19 protein-coding genes are annotated in these 22,636 nt (G+C 29.9%); 8 read left to right on the forward strand and 11 right to left on the reverse strand.

The genetic code is table 11. The annotated features are described in order from the left end of the window. Positions 1-224: 224 nt before the first annotated feature. The 10 genes from WG950_RS02280 to WG950_RS02325 form a co-directional block, all read right to left on the reverse strand. The gene (locus WG950_RS02280; RefSeq protein ID WP_340933953.1) at positions 225-2,864 is read right to left on the reverse strand and encodes a DEAD/DEAH box helicase; all 2,640 of its coding nucleotides are present in this window, start codon (positions 2,862-2,864) and stop codon (positions 225-227) included. 3 nt (positions 2,865-2,867) lie between these two features. Beyond that, the gene (locus tag WG950_RS02285; RefSeq protein WP_340933954.1) at positions 2,868-4,562 is read right to left on the reverse strand and encodes a site-specific DNA-methyltransferase; all 1,695 of its coding nucleotides are present in this window, start codon (positions 4,560-4,562) and stop codon (positions 2,868-2,870) included. Between the two features lies 1 nt (position 4,563). Next, the gene (locus WG950_RS02290) at positions 4,564-4,764 is read right to left on the reverse strand and encodes a helix-turn-helix transcriptional regulator (protein WP_340933955.1); all 201 of its coding nucleotides are present in this window, start codon (positions 4,762-4,764) and stop codon (positions 4,564-4,566) included. Between the two features lie 397 nt (positions 4,765-5,161). Beyond that, positions 5,162-6,055 carry a DUF6882 domain-containing protein gene (locus WG950_RS02295; protein WP_340933957.1) on the reverse strand — a complete coding sequence of 298 codons (894 nt, stop codon included), beginning with the start codon at positions 6,053-6,055 and terminating at the stop codon, positions 5,162-5,164. 439 nt (positions 6,056-6,494) lie between these two features. Beyond that, complete coding sequence (locus WG950_RS02300; RefSeq protein WP_340933958.1) at positions 6,495-6,959, reverse strand: hypothetical protein; 465 nt, start codon at positions 6,957-6,959, stop codon at positions 6,495-6,497. 180 nt (positions 6,960-7,139) lie between these two features. Beyond that, positions 7,140-8,297, reverse strand: a complete 1,158-nt coding sequence (locus tag WG950_RS02305) for a hypothetical protein (RefSeq protein WP_340933960.1) — start codon at positions 8,295-8,297, stop codon at positions 7,140-7,142. Between the two features lie 453 nt (positions 8,298-8,750). Continuing rightward, complete coding sequence (locus WG950_RS02310) at positions 8,751-9,266, reverse strand: hypothetical protein (RefSeq protein ID WP_340933963.1); 516 nt, start codon at positions 9,264-9,266, stop codon at positions 8,751-8,753. A 1-nt stretch (position 9,267) separates the two neighbouring features. Next, entirely contained in the window at positions 9,268-10,179 is a 912-nt protein-coding gene (locus WG950_RS02315) for a helix-turn-helix transcriptional regulator (RefSeq protein ID WP_340933965.1), read from the reverse strand. Between the two features lie 9 nt (positions 10,180-10,188). After that, complete coding sequence (locus WG950_RS02320) at positions 10,189-11,139, reverse strand: SDR family oxidoreductase (protein ID WP_340933966.1); 951 nt, start codon at positions 11,137-11,139, stop codon at positions 10,189-10,191. Positions 11,140-11,807: 668 nt separating this feature from the next. Beyond that, a complete protein-coding gene (locus tag WG950_RS02325) occupies positions 11,808-12,653 on the reverse strand; it encodes an AraC family transcriptional regulator (RefSeq protein ID WP_340933967.1) in 846 nt (281 codons plus the stop codon). Between the two features lie 154 nt (positions 12,654-12,807). On the opposite strand from WG950_RS02325, the gene WG950_RS02330 reads away from it, so the two are divergent. From WG950_RS02330 to WG950_RS02345, 4 genes are all read left to right on the forward strand, one after another. Next, on the forward strand, positions 12,808-13,764 hold the full coding sequence (locus WG950_RS02330; protein ID WP_340933968.1) for a dihydrodipicolinate synthase family protein: 957 nt from the start codon (positions 12,808-12,810) through the stop codon (positions 13,762-13,764). A gap of 64 nt (positions 13,765-13,828) precedes the next feature. Further along, the gene (locus WG950_RS02335) at positions 13,829-15,403 is read left to right on the forward strand and encodes an aldehyde dehydrogenase (NADP(+)) (RefSeq protein ID WP_340933970.1); all 1,575 of its coding nucleotides are present in this window, start codon (positions 13,829-13,831) and stop codon (positions 15,401-15,403) included. A 1-nt stretch (position 15,404) separates the two neighbouring features. After that, complete coding sequence (locus tag WG950_RS02340) at positions 15,405-16,415, forward strand: 4-hydroxyproline epimerase (protein WP_340933973.1); 1,011 nt, start codon at positions 15,405-15,407, stop codon at positions 16,413-16,415. Position 16,416: 1 nt separating this feature from the next. Then, positions 16,417-17,664, forward strand: a complete 1,248-nt coding sequence (locus WG950_RS02345) for an NAD(P)/FAD-dependent oxidoreductase (RefSeq protein ID WP_340933975.1) — start codon at positions 16,417-16,419, stop codon at positions 17,662-17,664. A gap of 218 nt (positions 17,665-17,882) precedes the next feature. On the opposite strand, the gene WG950_RS02350 is transcribed toward WG950_RS02345, so the two are convergent. Then, on the reverse strand, positions 17,883-18,695 hold the full coding sequence (locus WG950_RS02350) for an RDD family protein (RefSeq protein ID WP_340933977.1): 813 nt from the start codon (positions 18,693-18,695) through the stop codon (positions 17,883-17,885). A 22-nt stretch (positions 18,696-18,717) separates the two neighbouring features. Between WG950_RS02350 and WG950_RS02355 the strand changes: the two genes are divergently transcribed. The 4 genes from WG950_RS02355 to WG950_RS02370 are packed head-to-tail and all read left to right on the forward strand — an operon-like array spanning position 18,718 to position 22,618. Next, the gene (locus WG950_RS02355) at positions 18,718-19,683 is read left to right on the forward strand and encodes a stage II sporulation protein M (RefSeq protein ID WP_340933979.1); all 966 of its coding nucleotides are present in this window, start codon (positions 18,718-18,720) and stop codon (positions 19,681-19,683) included. Continuing rightward, positions 19,683-20,384, forward strand: coding sequence for a hypothetical protein (locus WG950_RS02360; RefSeq protein ID WP_340933980.1), 702 nt, complete (start codon positions 19,683-19,685; stop codon positions 20,382-20,384). The genes WG950_RS02355 and WG950_RS02360 overlap by 1 nt, the downstream gene beginning before the upstream one ends. Next, positions 20,385-21,596: a hypothetical protein gene (locus WG950_RS02365; RefSeq protein WP_340933983.1), complete on the forward strand. Its 1,212-nt coding sequence runs from the start codon at positions 20,385-20,387 to the stop codon at positions 21,594-21,596. 2 nt (positions 21,597-21,598) lie between these two features. Further along, positions 21,599-22,618 carry a MoxR family ATPase gene (locus tag WG950_RS02370; protein ID WP_340933984.1) on the forward strand — a complete coding sequence of 340 codons (1,020 nt, stop codon included), beginning with the start codon at positions 21,599-21,601 and terminating at the stop codon, positions 22,616-22,618. The last annotated feature ends 18 nt before the right edge of the window (positions 22,619-22,636 follow it).

A 22,636-nucleotide genomic window follows, 5' to 3' on the forward strand; every position in this document is an offset into this window, starting at 1 on the left:
TTTCATATTTTTTTTAGTTTTATCGGAATTAACGGTAACGGTTAGTTTAATGGAAAATTAGCAAAAAAAACTATAACTTTAAGTTAAACTCTTAATTGCTATTTTATATATACATTATTGTAAACTGACTTTATATCGCAAACTTGCTAGCGTTGGCGTGAAAGCTCTTTTAAATTTGTGAGGCACGAGCAAACTTTAAATGTGCTTGCACTAGCGTTGGCTTTTTACATTCCGGTTATCAATTCCTTTGCTTTGTCCAACGTAAATGCTCCATCAACTTCCTTCTTGTCAAAAATCATAAAATAAGAAAAGTCGTGTCCAGCTTGCCTTTCCCATTCGTTTCCGAGTCTGCATTTTCCTTCGCTGTCTGAACCATCCAAATGGTCTCCTTTTGTCTCGATTAAAATGGTTTTCCCAGATTTAGTTCTCAAAATAAAGTCAGGATAATGATTGGCTTTAAATCCGTTGATGTAAAATCCTTTCCCTCTTTCTAAATTTCTATGCCAAAACTCAATATTAGAAGAAGTTCCGATTTCCATTATTACTCTTTCCTCAAAGTTGTTCATTGTTCCTTCTTTTTCATACAATGAATTTCCGATTGAAGAACCAACATTTCCAGGAACAATTTCCTTTGCTAATTTCCAGTTTTCTTTTGCAGTTATTCGCTTTGATTTAATTAAATCCATAAATCTAGTTTCTGCGTAAGCATCTGATAATTTTCTAATATGTGCCTTAATTTTATCTGTATAACTCCATTTTCTAACTAAAATGTCACGCATTTGTTCTGCGTTCATTCCGTTTAGTATTCTACCAACATAAACTTTTATTTCTTGGTCTGGAATAGGATACATATTTCCAATAATCTGCATTATTTGATGTGTAATATCGCTTATTTGAGCATCTTTTGGTTTTGCCAAAATATATTCTGCAATTGGGTCTTTTACTTGACTTTCTTCAATTTTCACCCAATCTGGTGTGTAATTATCTTTTACAGTTTCTGTTAAATCTACTTTGTATAAATCAGATGATATTTTGTCAAAGTCGATTTTTGTATCTTCATCTGAAAGTTTGAAATCTTTCAATAAAGATTCTCTGTTTAATAATTCTTGGTCAGTTCCAAAAATATCGCTTGCTGTTACCTTTAGAAAAAATTGAGGAAAATCTATTTTATTAATGATTCCTTTGTTTGCTTCTTTTACTCGATAGCGTTTAACTTTATCTCCCATTTCTTGAAAAATATTTTCGTCAACAGGTTGTTTTTCCTGTTCCTTTATTTGCTGTTCTAATTCATTATTTTCTTCTTTAGAAATTGATTCCATTTCTTGATTGAAAGGATTATTTTCAATTTCCTCTTCACTTGCATTTGGGTCGAATGAAATACGCTTTTTATCAATTGTTTCTTCTTCGGTTTCTTTTTGTTGCTCCGGAAATAGAAAAGACTCAACAGGATTTACAACTTCTGTTTGCTTTTCTTCTTCTGTCATTTTATCTGAAACTCTGTGTTCATTTCCACTAAATCCAGATGCTTTTAGACCTTCAACAATACTTTGTAATGTGTCATTAAATTTTGCCGAAGCTGTAAGAACATAAGAAAGGTTTAATTGAAACGCTTTATGTTTTTGAACGTAAGGTTGACGAAGTACACGACCTAAAATTTGCTCAACATCTACTGCACTCGATTTATCTGCCAATGACGCTAATATGTATGCAAATGGACAATCCCAACCTTCTTTTAAAGCGTTTATTGTTATGATATAACGAACTTCACAATCTTTACTTTGTAAATTTGGAATGCTTTTAAGTTCGTCAATATTAGCAGTCTTGATTTTTATTTGATTTTCTGGAATGCCTAAACCTAATAATTGTTCTTTTAATTTCTCAAAAGTTGTGTTGTCATTTTTTGTTTTTGGCTGTGCCTGAAACAAAACGATTGGTCTAATGTATTTTCCACCATCAGCTTCTTCTTTTTTTGCAAGTATTTCTAATTTGCGTTGTAAATGTAAAGCGTTGTTAATGACTTCTGTTTTATCGTGATTGTTGTAAACGATAACAGGAAGTTTAACCATATGTTCTTTTTTTAGTTCAATTGCAGGAACTAAACTCACAATATTACTATTGTCTTTTGGCGTTGCAGTTAAATCTAAAATAAAAGATGGATTTAAGTTTTTAAGCATATCTACGCTCAAATCACTTTCTGCATTATGGCTTTCGTCAACCACCAAAACAGGATGTAAACTTCTAATAACATTAATTAAAGCAGTATCGTCAACATCTTCCAAAATATGTTTTCTATTTGCGTATTGAGGAACAAAAGAAGCCAATTCACCATTTTCTTGATATACTTTTCTATCTTCTTTTTTCCTAGCTCGTAAACTGGCGAAACTTAAAACAAATATGCTTAACTGTTCTTTTACTATTGTAGGATTGAAATTTGAACCTTGTAGTAAATCCTCTTTTTGATAAATTTCAACTTTGTGATTAAAAAGTGCATTTAGTTTTTGGCGATATGGATGGTCTGAACTTGACAAAGCATTTACCGTTTGTTGTAATAAATTGCTCCAAGGTACTAACCAAATAACTGCCTTTGTTTTACTTGTATCATAAGCCGAAAAAATTGAATTCAATGCATTTACAGCAATAAAAGTTTTTCCACCAGCAGTTGGCACTTTTATACAAACGTGTGCTGAATTTGGAATGTTATTTTTGTAAGGTTGCATTCCTGTATTATCCAAAGGATTATATGGCCCAATTTTATCTTCCCAGTATTGGTTAAATGCAGTTGCTACATTCTTATGTTCTTGAACATATTCCAAATATTCTTCAAGATTTTCTATTACTTTCTGTTGATAGCTTTTTAATTCCATAATTTAAAATCTTGTAATATCTCTTGGTATTTTTTTAAAAATGATGTTGTTTTTTGCCATAAAATCTCTTGGTAACAAACAGTTATCTGCATATATAACATATTGTTCACCTTTTGTCTTTATAATTTCTAAAGCATCAAAATCTAAAGTAGTTAGCATACTTTTTTCGTAGATGAAGTAATAAACTGAATTGTCTTTTTTACCTAAAAAGTAATTTGCTCCTTGTGATTCTTTAAAATGTGTTCTGGTTTCTGAAAACCAAATATATTCTCGGATTTTACCTATTCCAACCTGTTCATTTAAGTTGTGATTTTCATCAAAAAGAGGTAAGCCCAATTCGTAAAAATCAAAATCTCCACCAGTTCCTTCAATTTTTTTGTCTCCTTTGCCATAACCTTTTGAAGCTCGTTTATTCCTTTCTGCTGTTATATCATTGGCATAATCTTCCATTTCTACTAAAATGAACTTTCTATTACCATTGTCTTTTTTATTTAAATTTAGAACAGCATTACCTGTGGTACCTGAACCAGCAAATGAATCTAGAATTATTGCATTTTTATCCTTGATTGCTATGTTGATTAGATATTCTACAAGTTTTGATGGTTTAGCAAAATCGAATTTGATACCAAGTTTTAATAATTCTTTCGAACCGTGTCTGTTCTCATATTCAGAAATCAAATTTGTTGGCGTTTGACCTTCTTCCTGTCTTTTTTTGAGCCAAATTTTAGTATATATATTCCATTTTGCTGGGTTACCATTAGAGTCAATTAATACTTCATTTTTTGTTTTCTTAAAAACGATATTTCCTTCTTTCTTTTCTTTTAAGTATCTTTCTGCTGTCCATCTCCAAACTTTGTCATTTTTAGTTTGAGGTGGTATTGAAGCACCATCTGTAACTTTATCGGGAAAAATGTTTCCATTTGGTATAACAAATGTTCCATCAGGACATTCTATATAATATCTTTGGTTTACGCATCCTCTCAATGGGTCTAGAGTTGATTGATAAAGACCAAAAGCTCGATAATTTTCACCTTTTCTTTTTCCTTCTTTCTCTACTTGATTGTATAATTTTTTTACCAACTTTTCATCTAATTCAGCTTTGAAATCAGAAACGTTTGATTTATTTCTAGCATACACTAAAACATAATCTATATTTGGCGAAAAATAGTTTCCTTTATTTCCTCCTGATTTCATTACTCTGGAAACTATACCGCATTTATTTAGACCTCCAAATATTTCATCACATAAAGTTTTCAGATTACTAATTTCATCTTCTCCTATACTAATAAATATAATGCCATCTTGAGATAATAATTTATGAAGTAATTGTAAACGAGGATACATCATACACAACCATTTATCGTGTCTGGTTAAATCGTCACCATCTTTTCCCACGACTTCTCCCAGCCACTTTTTAATTTTTGGATGGTTGACATTGTCATTATAAACCCAACTTTCGTTCCCTGTATTGTAAGGTGGGTCAATGTAGATACATTTTACTTTTCCAGCATATTCAGGTAATAAACTTTTGAGAGCTTCTAAATTGTCTCCGTGTATTATTTTATTTCCGCTTTCTGTTGGTTCGGTTTGTTCTCCTTTTTTAGCAGTAAAGCCGTATTTGTGTTCCAAAACTCTGTAAGGTACATCTTGATGATGGCTTATAACTTTGTCTTTTCCTATCCAATTGAGTGTTGGCATATTATTGTTGGTCTTTATTAGATATTATTAATTCTTTCACGTCCACATCTAAAATATTGGCAATCTCCATTAAGGTTTCCAATCTTGGTTGTTGTCTGTTTTGAGCATAAGCATTTACCATATTGTAGCTTTTGCCTAGTTTTTCAGCCAACCAAGTTTGCTTTATTCCTTTCTGTTCCAACACTTCCTTAATTCGGTTCATTTCAGATGTTATTTTTCAGCCACTAATTTACATTTATATCTCAAAAAACTGTGTATTAAATCAAAATATTTTCAGGTGGAGGTGTGTAAGGGTAAGCTCTTTTTATTTTGTGAGGCACGAGCAAAATGAAATGTGCTAGACCGTGCGGTTACTTTTCAGAGCTTGTAGTGACGTTAGGTTCTTCTTTTAAATTTGTGGTAATAGTGTTTATATATATATAAGTTACCTGTTTGTATGAGAAGATAATTTTAAGTAGGGGAGAACGTATTTGTGTATGGCTCGTTGAGGAAAATCAGCTATGATTTTCCGCCGTAACCGAAAGATAGCAAATTGCAATGAATTCCGATTAGGAATTCAGTCGCAATGAGCTATACACGTTGTTGTAGCTAGTTATTTTTTAATATTCGTTAATTATCACTTTATCTCCATTAGCATCTGAATCAATTTCATAGGCGTAAGATTCAGTTGTCCATCCTAAATCAGTCGTGTACATTACAAAAAGTCTATTCTCATCGATTTTGAATTCTTTCCACTCAAGTATGGACTTTTCATCAAAATTACAAGGCCAAGATAAAGCTGGGAAAAAGTATGAATCTTCGTTTAGCCAATATTTTAAATGAATGAATTTAATTTTCTCAAAAGCTTGGTCTGAACTAATTCTTTCATCATTATACTGTTTGTTTATTTCAAGTTTTTCTTTGTGAAATTTTTTTATCAGTTCAATATTTTGTTCATCTTGAATTGGGATTGTATGATTTTTAGGTTCAATTATCGAAATTTCATTTCCGTCTTTGAATATTTTGATATCTAAAAGAGAATAATATATAATTGCATTGTCTTGACGTTTCGAGTCGAAACCATTTGAATTGAAGTTATAGCTAAAAAGGGATAACAAGTTTGAATTGAATTCAGTAGTAGATTTAAATTTATCTTTTTGATATTTTTTTGGTAGCGTCTTTCTAAATGAATTTACTTTACTATTAAGTTTTTCATTAATTGAAGGGTTTTTGTCCGACCATAAAAAGGTTTTATCGTCTAGATTAAATGTTCCTAATATCTCTGGTTTTACAATAACTTCGAATCCATTTTCCTCAACAATATATTTTACTTCTCCTTTAGTTTGGTCAAATAAATATTCATTTGTTGGTTGCATCTGCCAAACTATTCTTTGATACATATTTCTTAAATTCATATCAGAGTTAGATTCTAAAAACTTGGCTTCCAAGTTCGATTGACCTTTAGAAAAGAATGAAAACATAATTAATATGATTGTCAAGTTTGATTTATGCATTTCGTTTAATTAGCTACGACTCGTTATATAAAATCAAATATATTGCATTTAGATTTTATTTATTTGTATGGCAGTACTTTTTTATTTGTAAAAATAAAATATCTTTTAGTTATCAAATACAAACAACATTTGTTTTTTGGCAATATCATCAACTAAATAATGCTGAAGTCTTAAGAAAGTTATTTCTACTTAATAATTTATTAAAGTTCTGTTGATGTTAGGTTTTTTTTTAAAATTTGTGGTATTAACTTTTATATATATAAGTTACCTGTTTGTATGTGTGGATACTTATAAGTAGGGGAGAACGTGTTTATATATGCTTTGTTACGTGTTTCAAGCACCTAATTTAGTACATACAAACCAAATAGAAAGTCTGCGAGGACTTTCGTAAATTGGCTTATACTAGCAATTTTGGTTATATGGTGTTGGCATGGTGTTTTTATTCAGTCAACTTATAATTTCGTCCAGTTTTAAATCCGCTGTATACTATCAATCCAACTATTATTATTTGTAATGAATATAGAACTGTTGAAACATTGTCAAATATTTTGTTAGTTACAAGAAGATTATATTCTGTAGTCTCTGTTACTCCGATATAAGAATTGACAAATGAAATCATTCCAGTAAGAATCCAAATACTCAATACTCCACTAATAACAAAAATCATATTAGCAGTTAAGTTTTTAAAATTCTGTTTTAACATTCGTATAAGATAAACGCTAAAAAAAATCAGAATGGATAATGGCAGAATAAAATGAATATTCGCAATTACAAAATAAGTGTCGTGAACATTTATGTCAGTTACAGATTCAGATTTGAATCCGTCAACACCAAATAGAGAAAAATTTATAATCAGCACAAAAATTGCTGTTCCAATAAGCCAAAATATTTCTTTGCGTTTCAATTCAGTCGTTAGTTTTTAAGTTAGTTCTCAATATTATGCACAACGTGTTTGTGTTAAGGAAAGTTGCGTTTAAAGTGAACGGCTATTTTCCGCAGGAAAATATGAGTTTACATAAATGCGACTAACTTTGATTAAGTTAAAATTAAGCAATTTTTTTTACACGGTGTTAGGGCAAGTTTTTTATTTTCTATGGAACAAATAATCTAACTCAATTTCAATTCGTGGTTTTTCAAATTTTTCATCAGTTAATGGTGAAAACAGAATTTTATAAGGTAATCTTAAATCTTCAAAAGTCTTGAAATATGCAACATAATTTTCTCTTTCAACATAATCGCCTCTGTCTATTGATGAACCGTGAATTAAAAGAGTTGCTGTAATATTCTCAATTTCTCCGTTTGAACCTTTTACAACGAAAATATTTTCTAAATACTTTTCTATTGGTTCATTATTTGTAATTTCAACTTTATATTTTGAGCCTAAACTATCTTTTTCGATTATAATAGCCTTGTCTGTAGATTTGAAAAATGGCAAAGAAACAACATCTCCAATTCTGTTCATTTTTCCAATATAAGATTTTATATTCTTATCAGTATTTAACCTTGGATATTCATTTTGAATTTCTCCATTCAGGTCATAAGTTCTTACGTATGTCTTTTTAATTCTTTCAATTTTGAAATATTGGTCAATTTTTTCTTGATAATCGAAAAATGAATTTTTAAACCCCTCTGTGTTGTTTAAAATCCATTCAGTTTCTATTTCTCCATATAGGTCAAAACTTATTAAAGTCATTATATTTTTCTGGATAGTTGAATAAGGAATTTTAAGTCTAAATCTACCAAAGATATTTTTACCTAATTTTCCTTCGTTATCTTTTAATAATTCCATATCATCAAATAATGTTCCATAAAAATTGAATTTATCGATTGTTTTTGAAATTAGTTTTGAATATTCTGAAATTTTAAAAAAATCAGTTTTATTTTTATGATTTACTATATCTAACAAATAGATATTATTTCTTGTTAAATTTTTAGAATAAATACTTTTTGATGGATTCCCTCTTAAAATATAATGTTTAATAATTTTTTTATTTTGAATAAGTTGAAAGTCATAAATTACATTATTAAGTATGTATTCATTCCATTTTTTTTCTTGAATTTTAGGGTAAAGACTTTTAAATTCTCGATCTTCTGACATTAAATGTTCGTATGGGTCGAAAAATTTAACTTTTAGCTCATAGTTATCAAACTTTATTTTCTCAATTGTTTTGGATTTCTGTGCAATTGAAATATTCAATCCAAATATGAAAAGTGTAATTAATAGGACAAATTTTTCTTTCATAGTTTAACTCTGCGTTTTGAAGGGGATTTGCCCTAACTCGTTATATAAAATCAAATATATTGCATTTAGATTTTATTTACTTGTATAACAGCACTTTTTTATTACTTAAACTAAATATCATGTAGTTATCAAGTAGAAACAGTAATCTATTTTGGCTATATCATTAACTAAATAATGCTGAAATCTTAAGAAGTTATTTCTACTTAATAGTCTATTAAAGTTCTGTTGACGTTAGGTTCTTCTTTTAAATTTGTGGTAATAAGGTTTATGTATATAAAAGTTACTTGTTTGTATGTAGAGATAATTATAAGTAGGGGAGAACGGAATTGTGTATGCTTTGTTGCATGGTTTAAGCAGTGAATTAAATAAATAAAACACGAACAAAGAAAATCCAAGAGGATTGTCGTAAGTTGGCTAAAACCAGCAATTAATTTTATACTGTGTTGTATGTAGTTATTTTTTAATTTCATTTTGAATATCCACTAATTTCAATTCTTTATGGTAGTTTTCTATTCTTGAGTGCGCAGTTCCGTCAACTAATAAAATGACTATTAGCATTGCAATAGCTGTAATACAAATTGCTCTCGAGGTAGGTGTATTTACAAACAGCATTATTAATGCGGCTATGATAATTAATATTGGAATTACTTTAAATACAACTGTATATTCTTTTAAAGTACTTTCTGAACGTTCAATTTCAGATTGATAAAAAGCAGAAGCGTCTTCATTATAATGTTTTTCAAATTGTTTAACTCTTTGAATGTTTGTGTAATTAAGACCGCTACCAATTATTAAAAGTAATATACCTGCCACTAATGTTGGAATGATATAGGCTTTTGCCAAATCTGTTTTTCCTAATTGCCAAAATCCAACACTTGCAAATAAAAACCCTATAGAAAATAAGATAAAAAAACGTGTTGAAAATACTTCGGATTTTGCCCATTCTGTTGCTAATTTTAATAGTTCCATTTTAATTTAGTTTGTATTTTTCTCTGTATTCTGTAGGACTTATGCCTTCTTTCTTTTTAAATAGTCTCGAAAAATAAGGCGGATATTCAAATCCTAATTCGTAAGCCACCTCTGAGATACTTTTATTGGGTTGTAAAAGTATATTTTTAGCCTTGTCTATTAAGTGTAAGTGTAAATGTTCGGTTGTAGTTTTACCTGTTTCTTTTTTTAAAGTGTCACTTAAATAACGTTGTGAAAAGGACATTTTATCTGCAATTTGCTCAATACTTGGAATTCCTTTTTCTTGTAATTGTCCAGACTCTAAATATTCCGTTAAATGCCTATTGAATTGCTCTAACAAATTATTGGATATTTCTTTTCTATTTAAAAATTGCCTTTCATAGAAACGATTGGCATATTTTAATAACGTGTCTAATTGCGAAATGATTATTTCTTTGCTAAAAGCATCTTGGTTATTTTGATACTCAATTTCAATATTTTTAACAATAGATGCTATCTGTTTTTCTTCTTTAGGCGAAAGGTGTAAAGCTTCATTTACAGAATACGAGAAGAAACCATATTTTTTAATTTGTTCTGCCAATTCTGTGCCTTTCAAAAAATCTTCGTGAAAGTTTATCGAAAACCCTTTTTGTTCAAAAACTACGCTGCTATCCCATTGCAAGACTTGTCTTGGTGCAATGAAAATCAAAGCACCATTTGTGAAATCATATTTAGTTCTGCCGTAGTTTAAATTCCCTTCTACATATTTTTTAAAACTTATGGAATAACAATCGTTTGTAATTGGTGGCGAACTTTGTCTTGGACAAGGCAGATGCCCATCTTCTTTAGAGTTAAAAACGCTCAACATGGGATGTTCTGAGCGAGGAAGATCTAAATACTCTAAATAAGATGATAATGTTTTAAAATGTTGCATACTACAAATTTAAATATTCCATTTTACACCTGTCTCTTTTTCAGAAATTTTCCATAGACGCTTTGCCACTGCTTTATCTTTAGCGTGCGGTTCTATTTTGTGAGCGCCAACTGGTCCTACCCAATTGCTTCTTCCTGTTGGTCCATAAAAACCGCTTTGGTCTAAATTTGGTTCTGTTGCACACATTAATTGCGGATAAGCCCCTTTTTCTGCTGACTGTGTTAATGGAGATAATTTCATCAAATTAAAGATGAATTTCATCATAAAACTACCACTTGTGTTTATCAAGTTGGTTCTCGAAGAACCAGGATGACACGCATAGGCTTTAACTTCTGTTTTTTCTGCTGCTTTTAATCTATCTTGTAATTCGTACATTGACATTATTTGAGCCAATTTACTTTGACTATAAGCATTGTTAGGCGTATAGTCTTTATCCCAATTTAAGTCCTCAAATTTTATGGTTTTAATGCCCATATCGTACCCCATACTTCCAACGGTTACAATACGTCCTTTAGATTTTTCAATAAGAGGAAACAATAAAGCTTGCAATGTCCAATTTCCGAAATAATTCGTTCCCATCTGGCTTTCCCAACCGTCTATTGTAAGGGTTTGTTTAGGTACTTGGGCAATTGCTGCATTACAAATAAGCGCATCTATTTGAGAAACTGTTTTTAACACTTCTGCTGCTGCTTTTTTTACAGAAACTTGCATAGACAAATCCATTTGAAGGTTTATTACATCAATATCATTTCCCATTTCTTGTTTCAACATTGCAATAGTGTTTTCTGCTTTTTTAGGATTTCTATTAAGCATAACCACTCTTGCACCTTTTGATAGTAATATTTTCGCTGCTTCAAATCCTGTTCCGCTTGTAGTTCCTGTTATAACGTATGTTTTACCATATAATTTTTCAATCCTGTCTGGTGTCCAACCTTTTTTACCAAATTGATTTGTATTCATTTTATCTATTTTTTAAGGTTAAAATTTTAATACAAAGGTCGGGTAGTAGTGGTCTTAATTGCTTATACATATTTTCAGATGTTGGATACTTTTTGGTTAAAGTACTTATTATAAGTAATATAGTTGTATATGTTTTGTATTTCAAGTAATTAACTTAGTAAATAATTACTGACGAATAAAGTCCGAGAGAATTTATGCAAATTGAGTAAAAACAAGCAATAAATTATAGATGATATCGGCAGTAATAAATCTTTTAGATAAATACTAATCAAGTTAATTTGAATGTCATCTTTTTGATTTTTTACAAGTTTTAGTGCTTTAAAAATTGTTATCAAATAAAAACAGAAACTATATAATCATAATTACTCTTAAAACAATTATATAGGAAACCTAAAGCACTATATCTATAATTATTCGTAAATAGCCATAAAATGGTTATAAGTAAATTATTATGTATTTGTTCTATAATATTCTGCGTTATGTAACTTTGCTTTGGTGAAAAGCGAAGTTCTTTAACCCAATTTTCTTGGATTTTTTTCTTTCTAAAAGTTTCTTTAAAAATGAAATGGAATACGCTTTGCTCGAAGCGACGATAGGAGTGAAATGGTAATGTGTATGGAATGGGTTAAGATTGTATACTTAAAGATTTATTTCACAAACTAAACTTATTATAGGTTAGTTTTCCTAAATACATTTGGAGATATACCTTTTTTCATTTTAAATTGTCTGTTAAAATTAGAGATATTGTTAAATCCCGATTTAAAAGCAATTTCATTAATAGATAGATCCGTGTTAGTATTTAATAATTTACAAGCATTTTCAATTCGTAATTCAGTCAAAAAGCTAATGTACGTCTTGTTCGTTCGTTTTTTAAAATATTTACAAAACGCATTTTTTGTCATATTTGCAACTTTAGAAATGTCATCTAAAGATATTTTCTGACGCGCATTTTCTATTGTATAATCAAATACATTTCGCATTCTTTTTCCTTCTAAATCAGAGTATTTTTTATTGTAAACAAAAGTTGATAATGGTTCTGAATTTGAAATAGTAACCGTTTTTAAAATTTCTAAAAACAAAATAAATCGATTTAATTTTGATGCTTCTTTTAACTGTTTAAAAGCCTTAATAATTACTTTTTTATTAGTTTCGACCTTTAAACCTTGTAGCGATTTAGAAAAAAAATGACTGACTTCAGAAAGCTCTTTCAACTTAAAAAAAGAATCGCCAAAAGAAGATTCAGTAAAAAACAAACTCATCATTTTAGAGGTTTCATCTGTGTTTTTATCACTTTTAAAAGCGTGAGGTAAATTGCTTCCAATTACAATAATATCATTATCACTATAGCTATAAATGCTATCACCAATTAATAGAGTTCCTTTGCCTTTTTCAATAAGGCTAATCTGTATTTCGTCATGTTGATGTAACTTATCATAAAAAACTACCTCAATATCTTCTTGATAAATCAAGGAGTTGTTCTCTGGTTTTGGTATTTTAAAGGGTAGAACTTTCATTTAAAAATTTCATTTATTAACAATATTATGTAAATAATATGCTTTTTTGCGAATTATTGTGTAAAAAAGAATAATATAGTATCAAAAGTGATTAATTTATCATTATTTAAGTATCTGTTAACTCTTTAATTTTGATAACATTAAAAACAGAATTATGAATGTACATTGGAATGGGGTAATGCCAGCAGTTTTTACATGGTTGAAAGAGTCAAAATCTGGCTCACTTGAAATTGACTTTGATGCAACACAAAAACAGGCCGCAGGTATTTTAAAAGTTCCAGGAAAAGGAGGAAGCAGAATGAGCGGACTTGTAGGTTCTGGAACTCTGGGTGAGAATAGCTATCTGAGCAACAAGCAGCGTCTTTCTTTACTTAAATCACTTTCTGAGGTTGCTGAAGAATACAATGTTCCGTTGATTAGCGGAGCAACAGCAGAAACTAAGGAAGAACTTGCCAAAATCATTGAAGGACTTGCAACTGTTGGCGTTGATACAGTCATGGTGATGCCACCAAAAACTAAGGAGATTCCTTCTGAAAAAGAAATGTATGAGTACTATGCACTTTCTGAAGCAACTGCAAAAGATGTAGGTGTAACAATTATGCCTTATAACAATCCTGATGCAGCCGGTTATCATTCGCTCTCTACAGACCTTCTTAAAAGACTTTCGGTTCTTTCTATGGTAACTGCTCTTAAAATATCGACTATAGATGTTTCAATTATTGAAACCTTGTTGTTAGAGAACAAAGATTTAAAAATTTTGGCAGGAGTAGACACCGTTACTGTATATGCAGGACTCGCTGGTGCAAGTGGAGGGATTACAGGTGTAGGTACAATTTTTCCAAAAGCAAGTGTTACTATGCAAGAGTGTGTTTTAAATGGAGAATGGGCTGAGGCAAACAAAATTTCCCAGGCTTTAAATTCATTATCATATCTGGATGCTCAGCCGCTGCTTATGGAATATCTTAAGCTTGCTATGGGAATTCATCATAATGATGTTGCTGGAGGGCTTCGTACTTTTGGTAAGAAATTAACTCAACAGCAAATTTATGATGTCCGTGCAAGATATATTCTGGCAAAAGAAAGACTTGAAATTCTGGACTTAATAGGTTAAGACTTTTTAAACATTCAAAAAAAGTAGCTTACTATCCAATAAAATTGAAAAAAAATACATAAAAATGATTACAGGAAAAAACTACATAGGTAACCAATTATCTGCCATCGGAAATAAAACATATACTACTTTCAATCCAGAATTGAATGAAGAAAATACAACTGTTTTTACAAAAGCAACTTCAGACGAAATAAATGAAGCTGTAGCATTATCTTCAGAAGCATTTAAGGAATTTAGAAAAGTTTCTGGAGAAAGAAAAGCAGCATTTCTAAACGCAATTGCAGACGAAATTTTAACCTTGGATGATTTATTAATTCAAACATATTGTTTAGAAACAGGTTTGCCAGAAGGAAGAGCAAAAGGAGAAAGAGCTAGAACTATTGGGCAGTTAAGAAGTTTTGCAAATCTAGTAGCAGAAGGTTCTTGGGTAGAAGCAACTATAGATACAGCTCAACCAAATAGAGAACCAATGCCAAAATCTGATATCAGAAAAATGTTAATTCCTTTAGGTCCAGTTGTGGTTTTTGGAGCAAGTAATTTTCCTTTGGCGTATTCTACTGCTGGGGGAGATACAGCTGCAGCTTTAGCATCAGGTTGTCCTGTAATTGTAAAATCGCATCCAATGCATGCAGGAACTGGAGAATTAGTAGCTTCAGCAATTATAAAAGCTGCTGAAAAAACAGGAATGCCAAATGGTGTTTTTTCTAATTTAAATTCTAGCGGAATTGACGTTGGGCAACAATTAGTTTCGCATCCAAATGTAAAAGCAGTTGGATTTACAGGAAGTATAAAAGGAGGAAGATCATTGTTAGATTTAGCAGCAAAAAGAGAAGAACCAATTCCGGTTTTTGCAGAAATGGGAAGTATAAATCCTGTGGTTATTTTACCAAAGGCATTAGAAAATAGACAAAAAGAAATTGCTAAAACCTATGCAAGTTCTATAGCTTTAGGAACTGGTCAGTTTTGTACAAACCCAGGCTTGTTGTTAGGTGTAAAAAGTGATTCTTTGTCAAGTTTCATTAAAAGTCTATCACATGAAATTATGAAAATCAATCCTTCTTGTATGTTGCATCCAAATATCAAAAAAGGATATATCAATAATAAAGAAAAGGTAATTTCTCAAGCAAATATTTCTGTTACAGCTAATTATACATCAGAAATAAAAAACAATTATGCAGAACAGGCAATTGTTAGTGTTACAGGAAAAGATTTTTTAGAAAACCCAACATTACATTTAGAGGTTTTTGGCCCATTTTCTATGGTTGTTCAATGTGAAAATGAAGTTGAATTAGAATCAATAATATCAAAAATAGAAGGACAATTAACAGGAACTGTAATTTCTGATGATAATGAAGTTTCTGAATATTCAGAAATAATTGCTGCATTACAAAATAGAGTAGGACGTATTATTTTTAATGGAGTTCCAACAGGTGTAGAGGTTTGCGAATCTATGGTTCATGGAGGTCCTTATCCTGCATCTACAGATAGTAGGTTTTCTGCTGTAGGAATTACTTCAATAAAACGTTGGGTAAGACCATTCAGTTATCAAGATTGGCCTAATAATTTGTTGCCAAAAGAATTACAAGATGACAATCCGTTATCAATTTTTAGAATCAAAGACGGAATTAGATCAAAGTAAAATGGGTAAGCATATTTTTGTTTGTATTGATGCTCATACTTGTGGAAACCCAGTAAGAGTTGTAAAAAGTGGAGGTCCAATTTTAGTTGGAAATTCCATGAGTGAAAAACGACTTCATTTTTTAAAAGAATTCGATTGGATAAGAAAAGGTTTAATGTTTGAACCTCGTGGGCATGATATGATGAGTGGTAGCATCTTGTATCCACCACATAATCCAGAAAATGACTTTGCTATTTTATTTATTGAAACTTCTGGTTGTTTGCCTATGTGTGGTCATGGAACCATTGGTACTATTACAATTGCAATTGAAGAAGGTCTAATACAACCCAAAATTCCAGGAAAAATAAAAATGGAAGCGCCTGCAGGTTTAGTAGAAATTGAATATCAACAGACAAATAAAAAAGTAGATTGGGTAAAATTAACCAATGTTAAAAGTTATTTAGCGGAAGAAAATTTAACGGTACATTGCCCAGAATTAGGTGAAATTACTTTTGATGTTTCTTATGGTGGGAATTATTATGCCATAGTAGATCCACAGAAAAATTTTAGCGGGATTCAAGATTTTACAGCTTCAAAAATTATTCAATATTCGCAAGTTGTTAGAGATAGAATTAATGTAAAATTTCCTAATTTGTTTGTGCATCCAGAGAATGAATCTATAAAAGATGTAACGCATATGTTGTGGACAGGAAAACCAATTGATGAAAAATCTGATGGTAGAAATGCAGTTTTTTATGGTGATAAAGCTATAGATAGAAGCCCTTGTGGAACAGGAACTTCAGCAAGATTAGCGCAATTATTTGCCAAAGGAAAATTAAAAGTTGGTGATGAATTTATTCATGAAAGTTTTATAGGAAGTAAATTTGTTGGTTGTGTAGAAAAAGAAACTACTTTAGATGGCAAAAGAGCAATAATACCTAGTGTAAAAGGTTGGTCAAAAGTTTTTGGACACAATATAATTACTATAGATACTGAAGATGACCCTTATGCTTTAGGCTTTCAAGTGATTTAATATGAATAAAAACGTCATCATCATTGGAGGAGGAATAATAGGTTTATGTACAGCTTATTATCTTTTAGAAGAAGGTAATCAAGTATCAATAATTGATAAATCTAATTTGTCACATGGTGCATCTTATGTTAATGCAGGTTATATAACACCTAGTCATTTTATTCCGTTAGCTGCTCCAGGGATGATTAATAAAGGGATTAAATGGATGTTTAATTCCAGTAGTCCTTTTTACATAAAACCGCGTTTAAATTCAGATTTTTTAAAATGGGCTTGGGCGTTTAAAAAATCGGCTACTACGTCAAAAGTAGAAAAAGCAATTCCAGTTATTAAAGCTATTAATATTTTAAGTAGAGATTTATATGAAGATATTAAAGCTTCTAACGCGTTTAGTTTTCATTATGAACGCAAAGGTTTGTTAATGTGCTATAAATCGGATAAAGTTGGTGAAGAAGAGTGGAAAATTGGTCAACGTGGAATTGAAGAAGGTTTAGGTGTAAAAAAATTAACTAAAGAAGAAGTTAATGTTCTGGAGCCAAATGCAAACCTGAATATTAAAGGTGCCATTTATTTTGATTCGGATGCTCATATGACTCCAACAGATTTTATGCCAGAAATGGTAAAGTATTTAAAGACAAAAGGAGCTGTTTTTTTTACCAATGAAGATGTAAAAGATATTGAATTAATAAACGGAACAATTTCAAAAATAATAACAAATAAACAAGAATTAAAAGCTGATGAAGTTGTTTTATCTGCAGGAAGTTGGAGCCCTTTATTGACTAAAAAACTAGGATTACAAATTCCTATACAAGCAGGAAAAGGATACAGAATTAATGTAAACAGAGAAACAGGAATTACAATTCCTGCAATATTATGCGAAGCAAAAGTAGCAGTTACACCAATGGACGGATTTACACGTTTTGCAGGCACGATGGAAATCGCAGGAATCAATCATAACATTAATCCAATTAGAATACAAACTATTGCCAATGCTGCAAAGAATTATTATACTGATCTGAATATTTCTAAAGAAGAAAAAGAAGCCGCAGATTGCGGTTTAAGACCTTGTTCTCCAGATGGTTTACCATATATAGGCAAATCTTCTAAGTGCACTAATTTAACAATTGCAGCAGGACATGCAATGATGGGTTGGAGTTTAGGACCAGCAACAGGTAAACTAGTTTCTGAAATAATTTCAGAAAAAAAACCTAGTTTAGATTTAAATTCTTTTAATCCAGATAGAAAATTTTAAGAACCAATGTTTTTTTTCAGATGAAGCGTTGGCAAAATGGCCTCAGAAAACTTTGGTTAAAACACAAGACTTTCTGGGATATTTTACATAATATTACATTATAGCTATCAAATGGCATAACAACTGGATATTATCTAAATATGATATTTGTACTATAATTTATATTATGTTAAATAGAATATTTCAAACCATACTTCTATTTTTATAAAATATAATAATTACATGTTCTGAGTGTAAAAATTATAATCTTTTAAAACAACAGATATAAACTCTCTATCACTTTTATGAATAGATTTAATCTGCGTAACTTCTATAATTTTATTACGTAATTTTATTAAAGTTTTATAATCATTAAATTTAATAGCAGTCTTAAATGTATTTTTAATTATTCGTGCATCATTATCAGACAATTTAATCACGTTCGGATATGTTGGTACGTATTTATCAGCTAATTCTTCTAAAATGGTTTCAGAAAACTTTACTTCATCTTTTAAATAAATAACAACGGTGTTTGCAATGATATCGCCAAATCGTTGATTATTGGGTGTAAATAATATCAACAATAATCCTACTAACTTCCCTACAACAAATGTCAATCCTAAAAGAAAATCAGAATCATTAATGGTAATAGATTGAATGTATACTGCTAAGAGTATAAATAAATTAAAATCTACTATTCGTAAAAACCAACGCATTGTATAATCAGAAACCGAAGGTTTAAATCCATCTACATTTATTACTTTAACATGTAAAAGTTTCTTCCCTAATGTTTGTCCGTCCATTAAAATTTCTGAATATAATGTGTAAAAAGTAACCGGAATTAACACTAAAATTCCGACCGCTTGTACCGTCCAAGTATCGCCAGAAAATGTTTCTTCCACCGCTTGAAAATCAAACACATAATACACAAAATAGATATAAGCAAACTTAAGAATATTGTCAAATAAAAACGCTAATAACCTTTGACCAACGTTGGCTACCGTAAAATTTATATTTATATTTTGTGCGGTTTTTATTTGGAGTGTTTTCATGCAATGGTTAAATTCGCTCTTAATGAGAGAGGTCGCTTTTATAAAGCAAAATAAAGAAAAATGGCTCGAATTTGAACAAGTTATTTCAAATAAAACGAAAAAAAGTCCAGATGACATTGCCAACTTGCATATAAAAATCATGAATGATTTGGTATATGCCCAAACCTATTACCCAAAAAGTAAGGTTACTTCGTACCTAAATAAATTAGCTAAAAGCAGTTTCGACAAAGTTTATCATTCTAAAAGAAGAGATCAAAATATATTTTTATATTTCTTTTTTGATAAAGTACCACTTCTCTCCTATCAATACAGAAAATTCTTTTATTTATCATTTACTTTTTTCTTTGTGTGCTTTTTTATCGGTTTACTTTCTACTTTTAATGATGATAGTTTTGCTAGACAAATTTTAAGTGACGAATATATAGATCAAACACTAGAAAATATAGAAAGTGGTGATGCTATGGCGATTTACAAAGGCGGTAGCAATTGGGGTACTTTTATTGGTATTTATAATAATAACCAAAGAGTTGGCCTAAATATGTTTCTTTCTGGATTGTTTCTAGGAATTGGAACAGGTTATTATGTTGTGATGAACGGAATAATGGTTGCTGTATTTCAGGCATTCTTTTACCAACAAAATAGTTTTTTTGATAGTATTAAAGGAATCTGGATTCATGGTACTTATGAAATCTTCGGAATGATTATCGAAGCTGCAACAGGTTATATTATTGGTGCAAGCATTTTGTTTCCTGGAACATTAAAAAGATTCGAATCTTTTAAAAAAGGAGTACGAAATGCTTTTTACATCTTTTTAAGTACCATACCATTTACAATTATGGCTGCTTTTTTAGAAGGTTACGTTACAAGATATTCTAATATTATGCCAACCTTTTTCTGCTTTGCAATCATTCTATTTTGCTTAGCAACCATTAGTTATTACTATTTAATTTTGCCTTTTAAAGTGGCTAGAAAACATCAATTAAGATAATGAAAAAAGTTATTTTATTATTGATGATTTTTACAAGCTTAATTGCCAAAGCGCAAGAAAAAAAGCTTGATAGTATTGTAAAGTACAAAGACACAACCAAATACATTAAAAGTATTGAATACAGTACCTTAAGAACTTTTTCTGATAGTTTACATACAAAATACACAGGTAAAGATTTTATTTATAAAGAAGAAAAAGAAAAGAAAAGATCTAATACCGATTTAAGTTTTTTAACAAGTATTGCCTCTTTTTTAAAAGTAATTTTTCCTTTTCTATTAGGCGGAATTGTAATTTTTATCATCTTAAAAGTGGCTCTTGGTTCTAGAATTGGTTTTTTCAATTTTAAGAAAAATCCTAAAAAAACGTTAGAAAAACTAATTTATGAAGAAGATGATATTAATGAATTAGATCTAAATGCACTTTTAGAAAAAGCAATACAAACAGAAAATTATAAATTAGCTATTCGTTATTATTTTTTAAAAACATTAAAAGCACTTGCTACCAAAAAACTAATTAATTATCATAAAGACAAAACGAATTCAGAGTACAAATTTGAACTTAAAAAAGGTACAATTAGAAATCAATTTTCTTATTTAACCTATGTATATAGCTACGTTTGGTATGGCGATTTTGCCGTGTCTAAAAGTGAGTTTTCTATATTACAAACTAAATATGAATCATTTATAAAAAACATTTCTTAAATGATGTACTTTAAAAACATATTTAGAATTTTCTTAATTATTACCTTGGTTTTTATAACAGGTTGTACAAAAACCAATTGGAATGAAAATTACAGAGAAAAAGAAAAAAGTCCGTTTGGAAATTATATAATCTCAAAAGAAGCTTCTAACTTATTTCCAGATACAGATGTTACAATTCTTAAAGAAAATTTTTACGACACAACTATTTTTTCTTTTGATGGCGATACGATCGGTAAAAAAAATTATGTTTTAATAAAAAATAGTGCTTTTAAACAAACTAAAGAAGGTACTAAATCTTTGTTAGATTTTGTGTCTAAAGGAAATGCTGCATTTATATCTTTACATTATTTTAATGCCGATTTTAAAGAAGCTTTAGAGTTTAGCATCAATAATTTAGATAAAAACACTTTTGGCAATCAAAACTTAAAAAAATTAAACGGAGAATTTTACCTAAAACATCCAGATTTTGGTAAAAAACCATATTTGTATTCTAGAAATATTAAAAGAAATTATTTTTTACAATACAACGAAGGTAAAACAATGGTTTTAGGTACAACAAAGATAGATGGCGAAGAAGTACCTAATTTTGTAAAAATCTATCATGGTAAAGGTGCTTTTTATTTACACACAAACCCTATTGTATTTACAAATTACTACTTATTAGAAGGTAAAACAGATTACGTGGCCAACCTACTCTCCTATTTACCAAACAATAAAGTTTTATGGGACGAGCATATTAAATCGAGTGAATTTTCACAGAATCCAGATGATAAACCATCCGTATTTAATTATTTCTTAAAACACCCAACGCTTACTTGGTTTTTATATGTATCAATAATTGGCTTACTATTTTTTATGCTCTTTAATGCACGCAGAAAACAAAGAGCAATACCAGTTCTAAAACCTTTAGAAAATACCACTGTTGCTTTTACCCAAACAATTTCTAACTTGTATTTAAGCGAAGAAGATCATCAAAATTTAGTTGACAAAAAAATTACATTTTTCTTAGAAAAAATTCGTTCGAAATACTTAATTGATACAACAATTTTAAATGCTGATTTTATTAAAAAACTAGCAGCAAAATCTGGTAACGAACTGCAGAAAACAAAATACTTAATACATACAATTATTACTTTAAATAAAAAGACAGAATATTCTAAAGAACAATTAATTGTATTGCATAAAATGATAGAAAATTTCTTTAAAAAATAACTATGGAATCTTTAAATACAGCACAACCAAATTCATCAGAAGAAACGAATAATATCGAGTTTAAAAATCGATTAGATGTAAGTGAATTACAAGAAAATGTTTTTAAAATTAAAGAACAATTGCAAAAGGTAATTGTTGGGCAAAAGGACATGTTAGAACTGTTAATTGTTGCCTTATTATCTGATGGCCACGTTTTAATTGAAGGTGTACCTGGTGTTGCCAAAACAATTACTGCAAAACTCTTATCTAAAACTATTGCTGCAGATTTTAGTAGAATTCAATTTACGCCAGATTTAATGCCTTCGGATATTTTAGGAACTTCGGTTTACAATCTACAAACCTCTGAATTTGAGTTTAAAAAAGGGCCTATTTTTTCGAAAATGATTCTTATTGATGAAATTAATCGTGCACCTGCAAAAACCCAAGCTGCTTTATTTGAAGTGATGGAAGAAAAACAGGTAACTATTGATGGTAAAACCTATAAAATGGAAGAACCTTTTATGGTTTTAGCTACGCAAAACCCTATAGAACAAGAAGGTACTTATAGATTGCCCGAAGCGCAATTAGATCGTTTTTTATTCAAAATAAATGTAGCATATCCAAATGCAGAAGAAGAATTTGAAATCATATTAAAAGAACAAGCCTTAAATAATACCACAAAATCTAGTAAAATAGAAACTGTAATTTCTGCCTCTAAAATTAAAGAATTTAGAAATTTGGTAAATCAAATAGCAATAGAAGAAAATTTATTAAAATACATTGCTAATATTGTTGTAAACACAAGATCTAATTCTTTTTTATACTTGGGCGCTTCACCAAGAGCAAGTATTGCTATCTTAAATGCATCTAAAGCATTTGCAGCCATAAATGGTAGAGATTTTGTAACACCAGAAGATGTTAAAAAAGCGACAATACCTGTTTTACAACACAGAGTTATTGTAACACCAGAAAGAGAAATGGAAGGTTTGGGAAGCAAGCAAATTATAGAGCAAATTATAGAAGCAGTAGAAATACCAAGATAATTTAAAGAGAAAATCAAA

The organism is Polaribacter marinaquae (assembly GCF_038019025.1).
In the GTDB taxonomy this organism is placed as follows: Bacteria; Bacteroidota; Bacteroidia; order Flavobacteriales; family Flavobacteriaceae; genus Polaribacter; species Polaribacter marinaquae.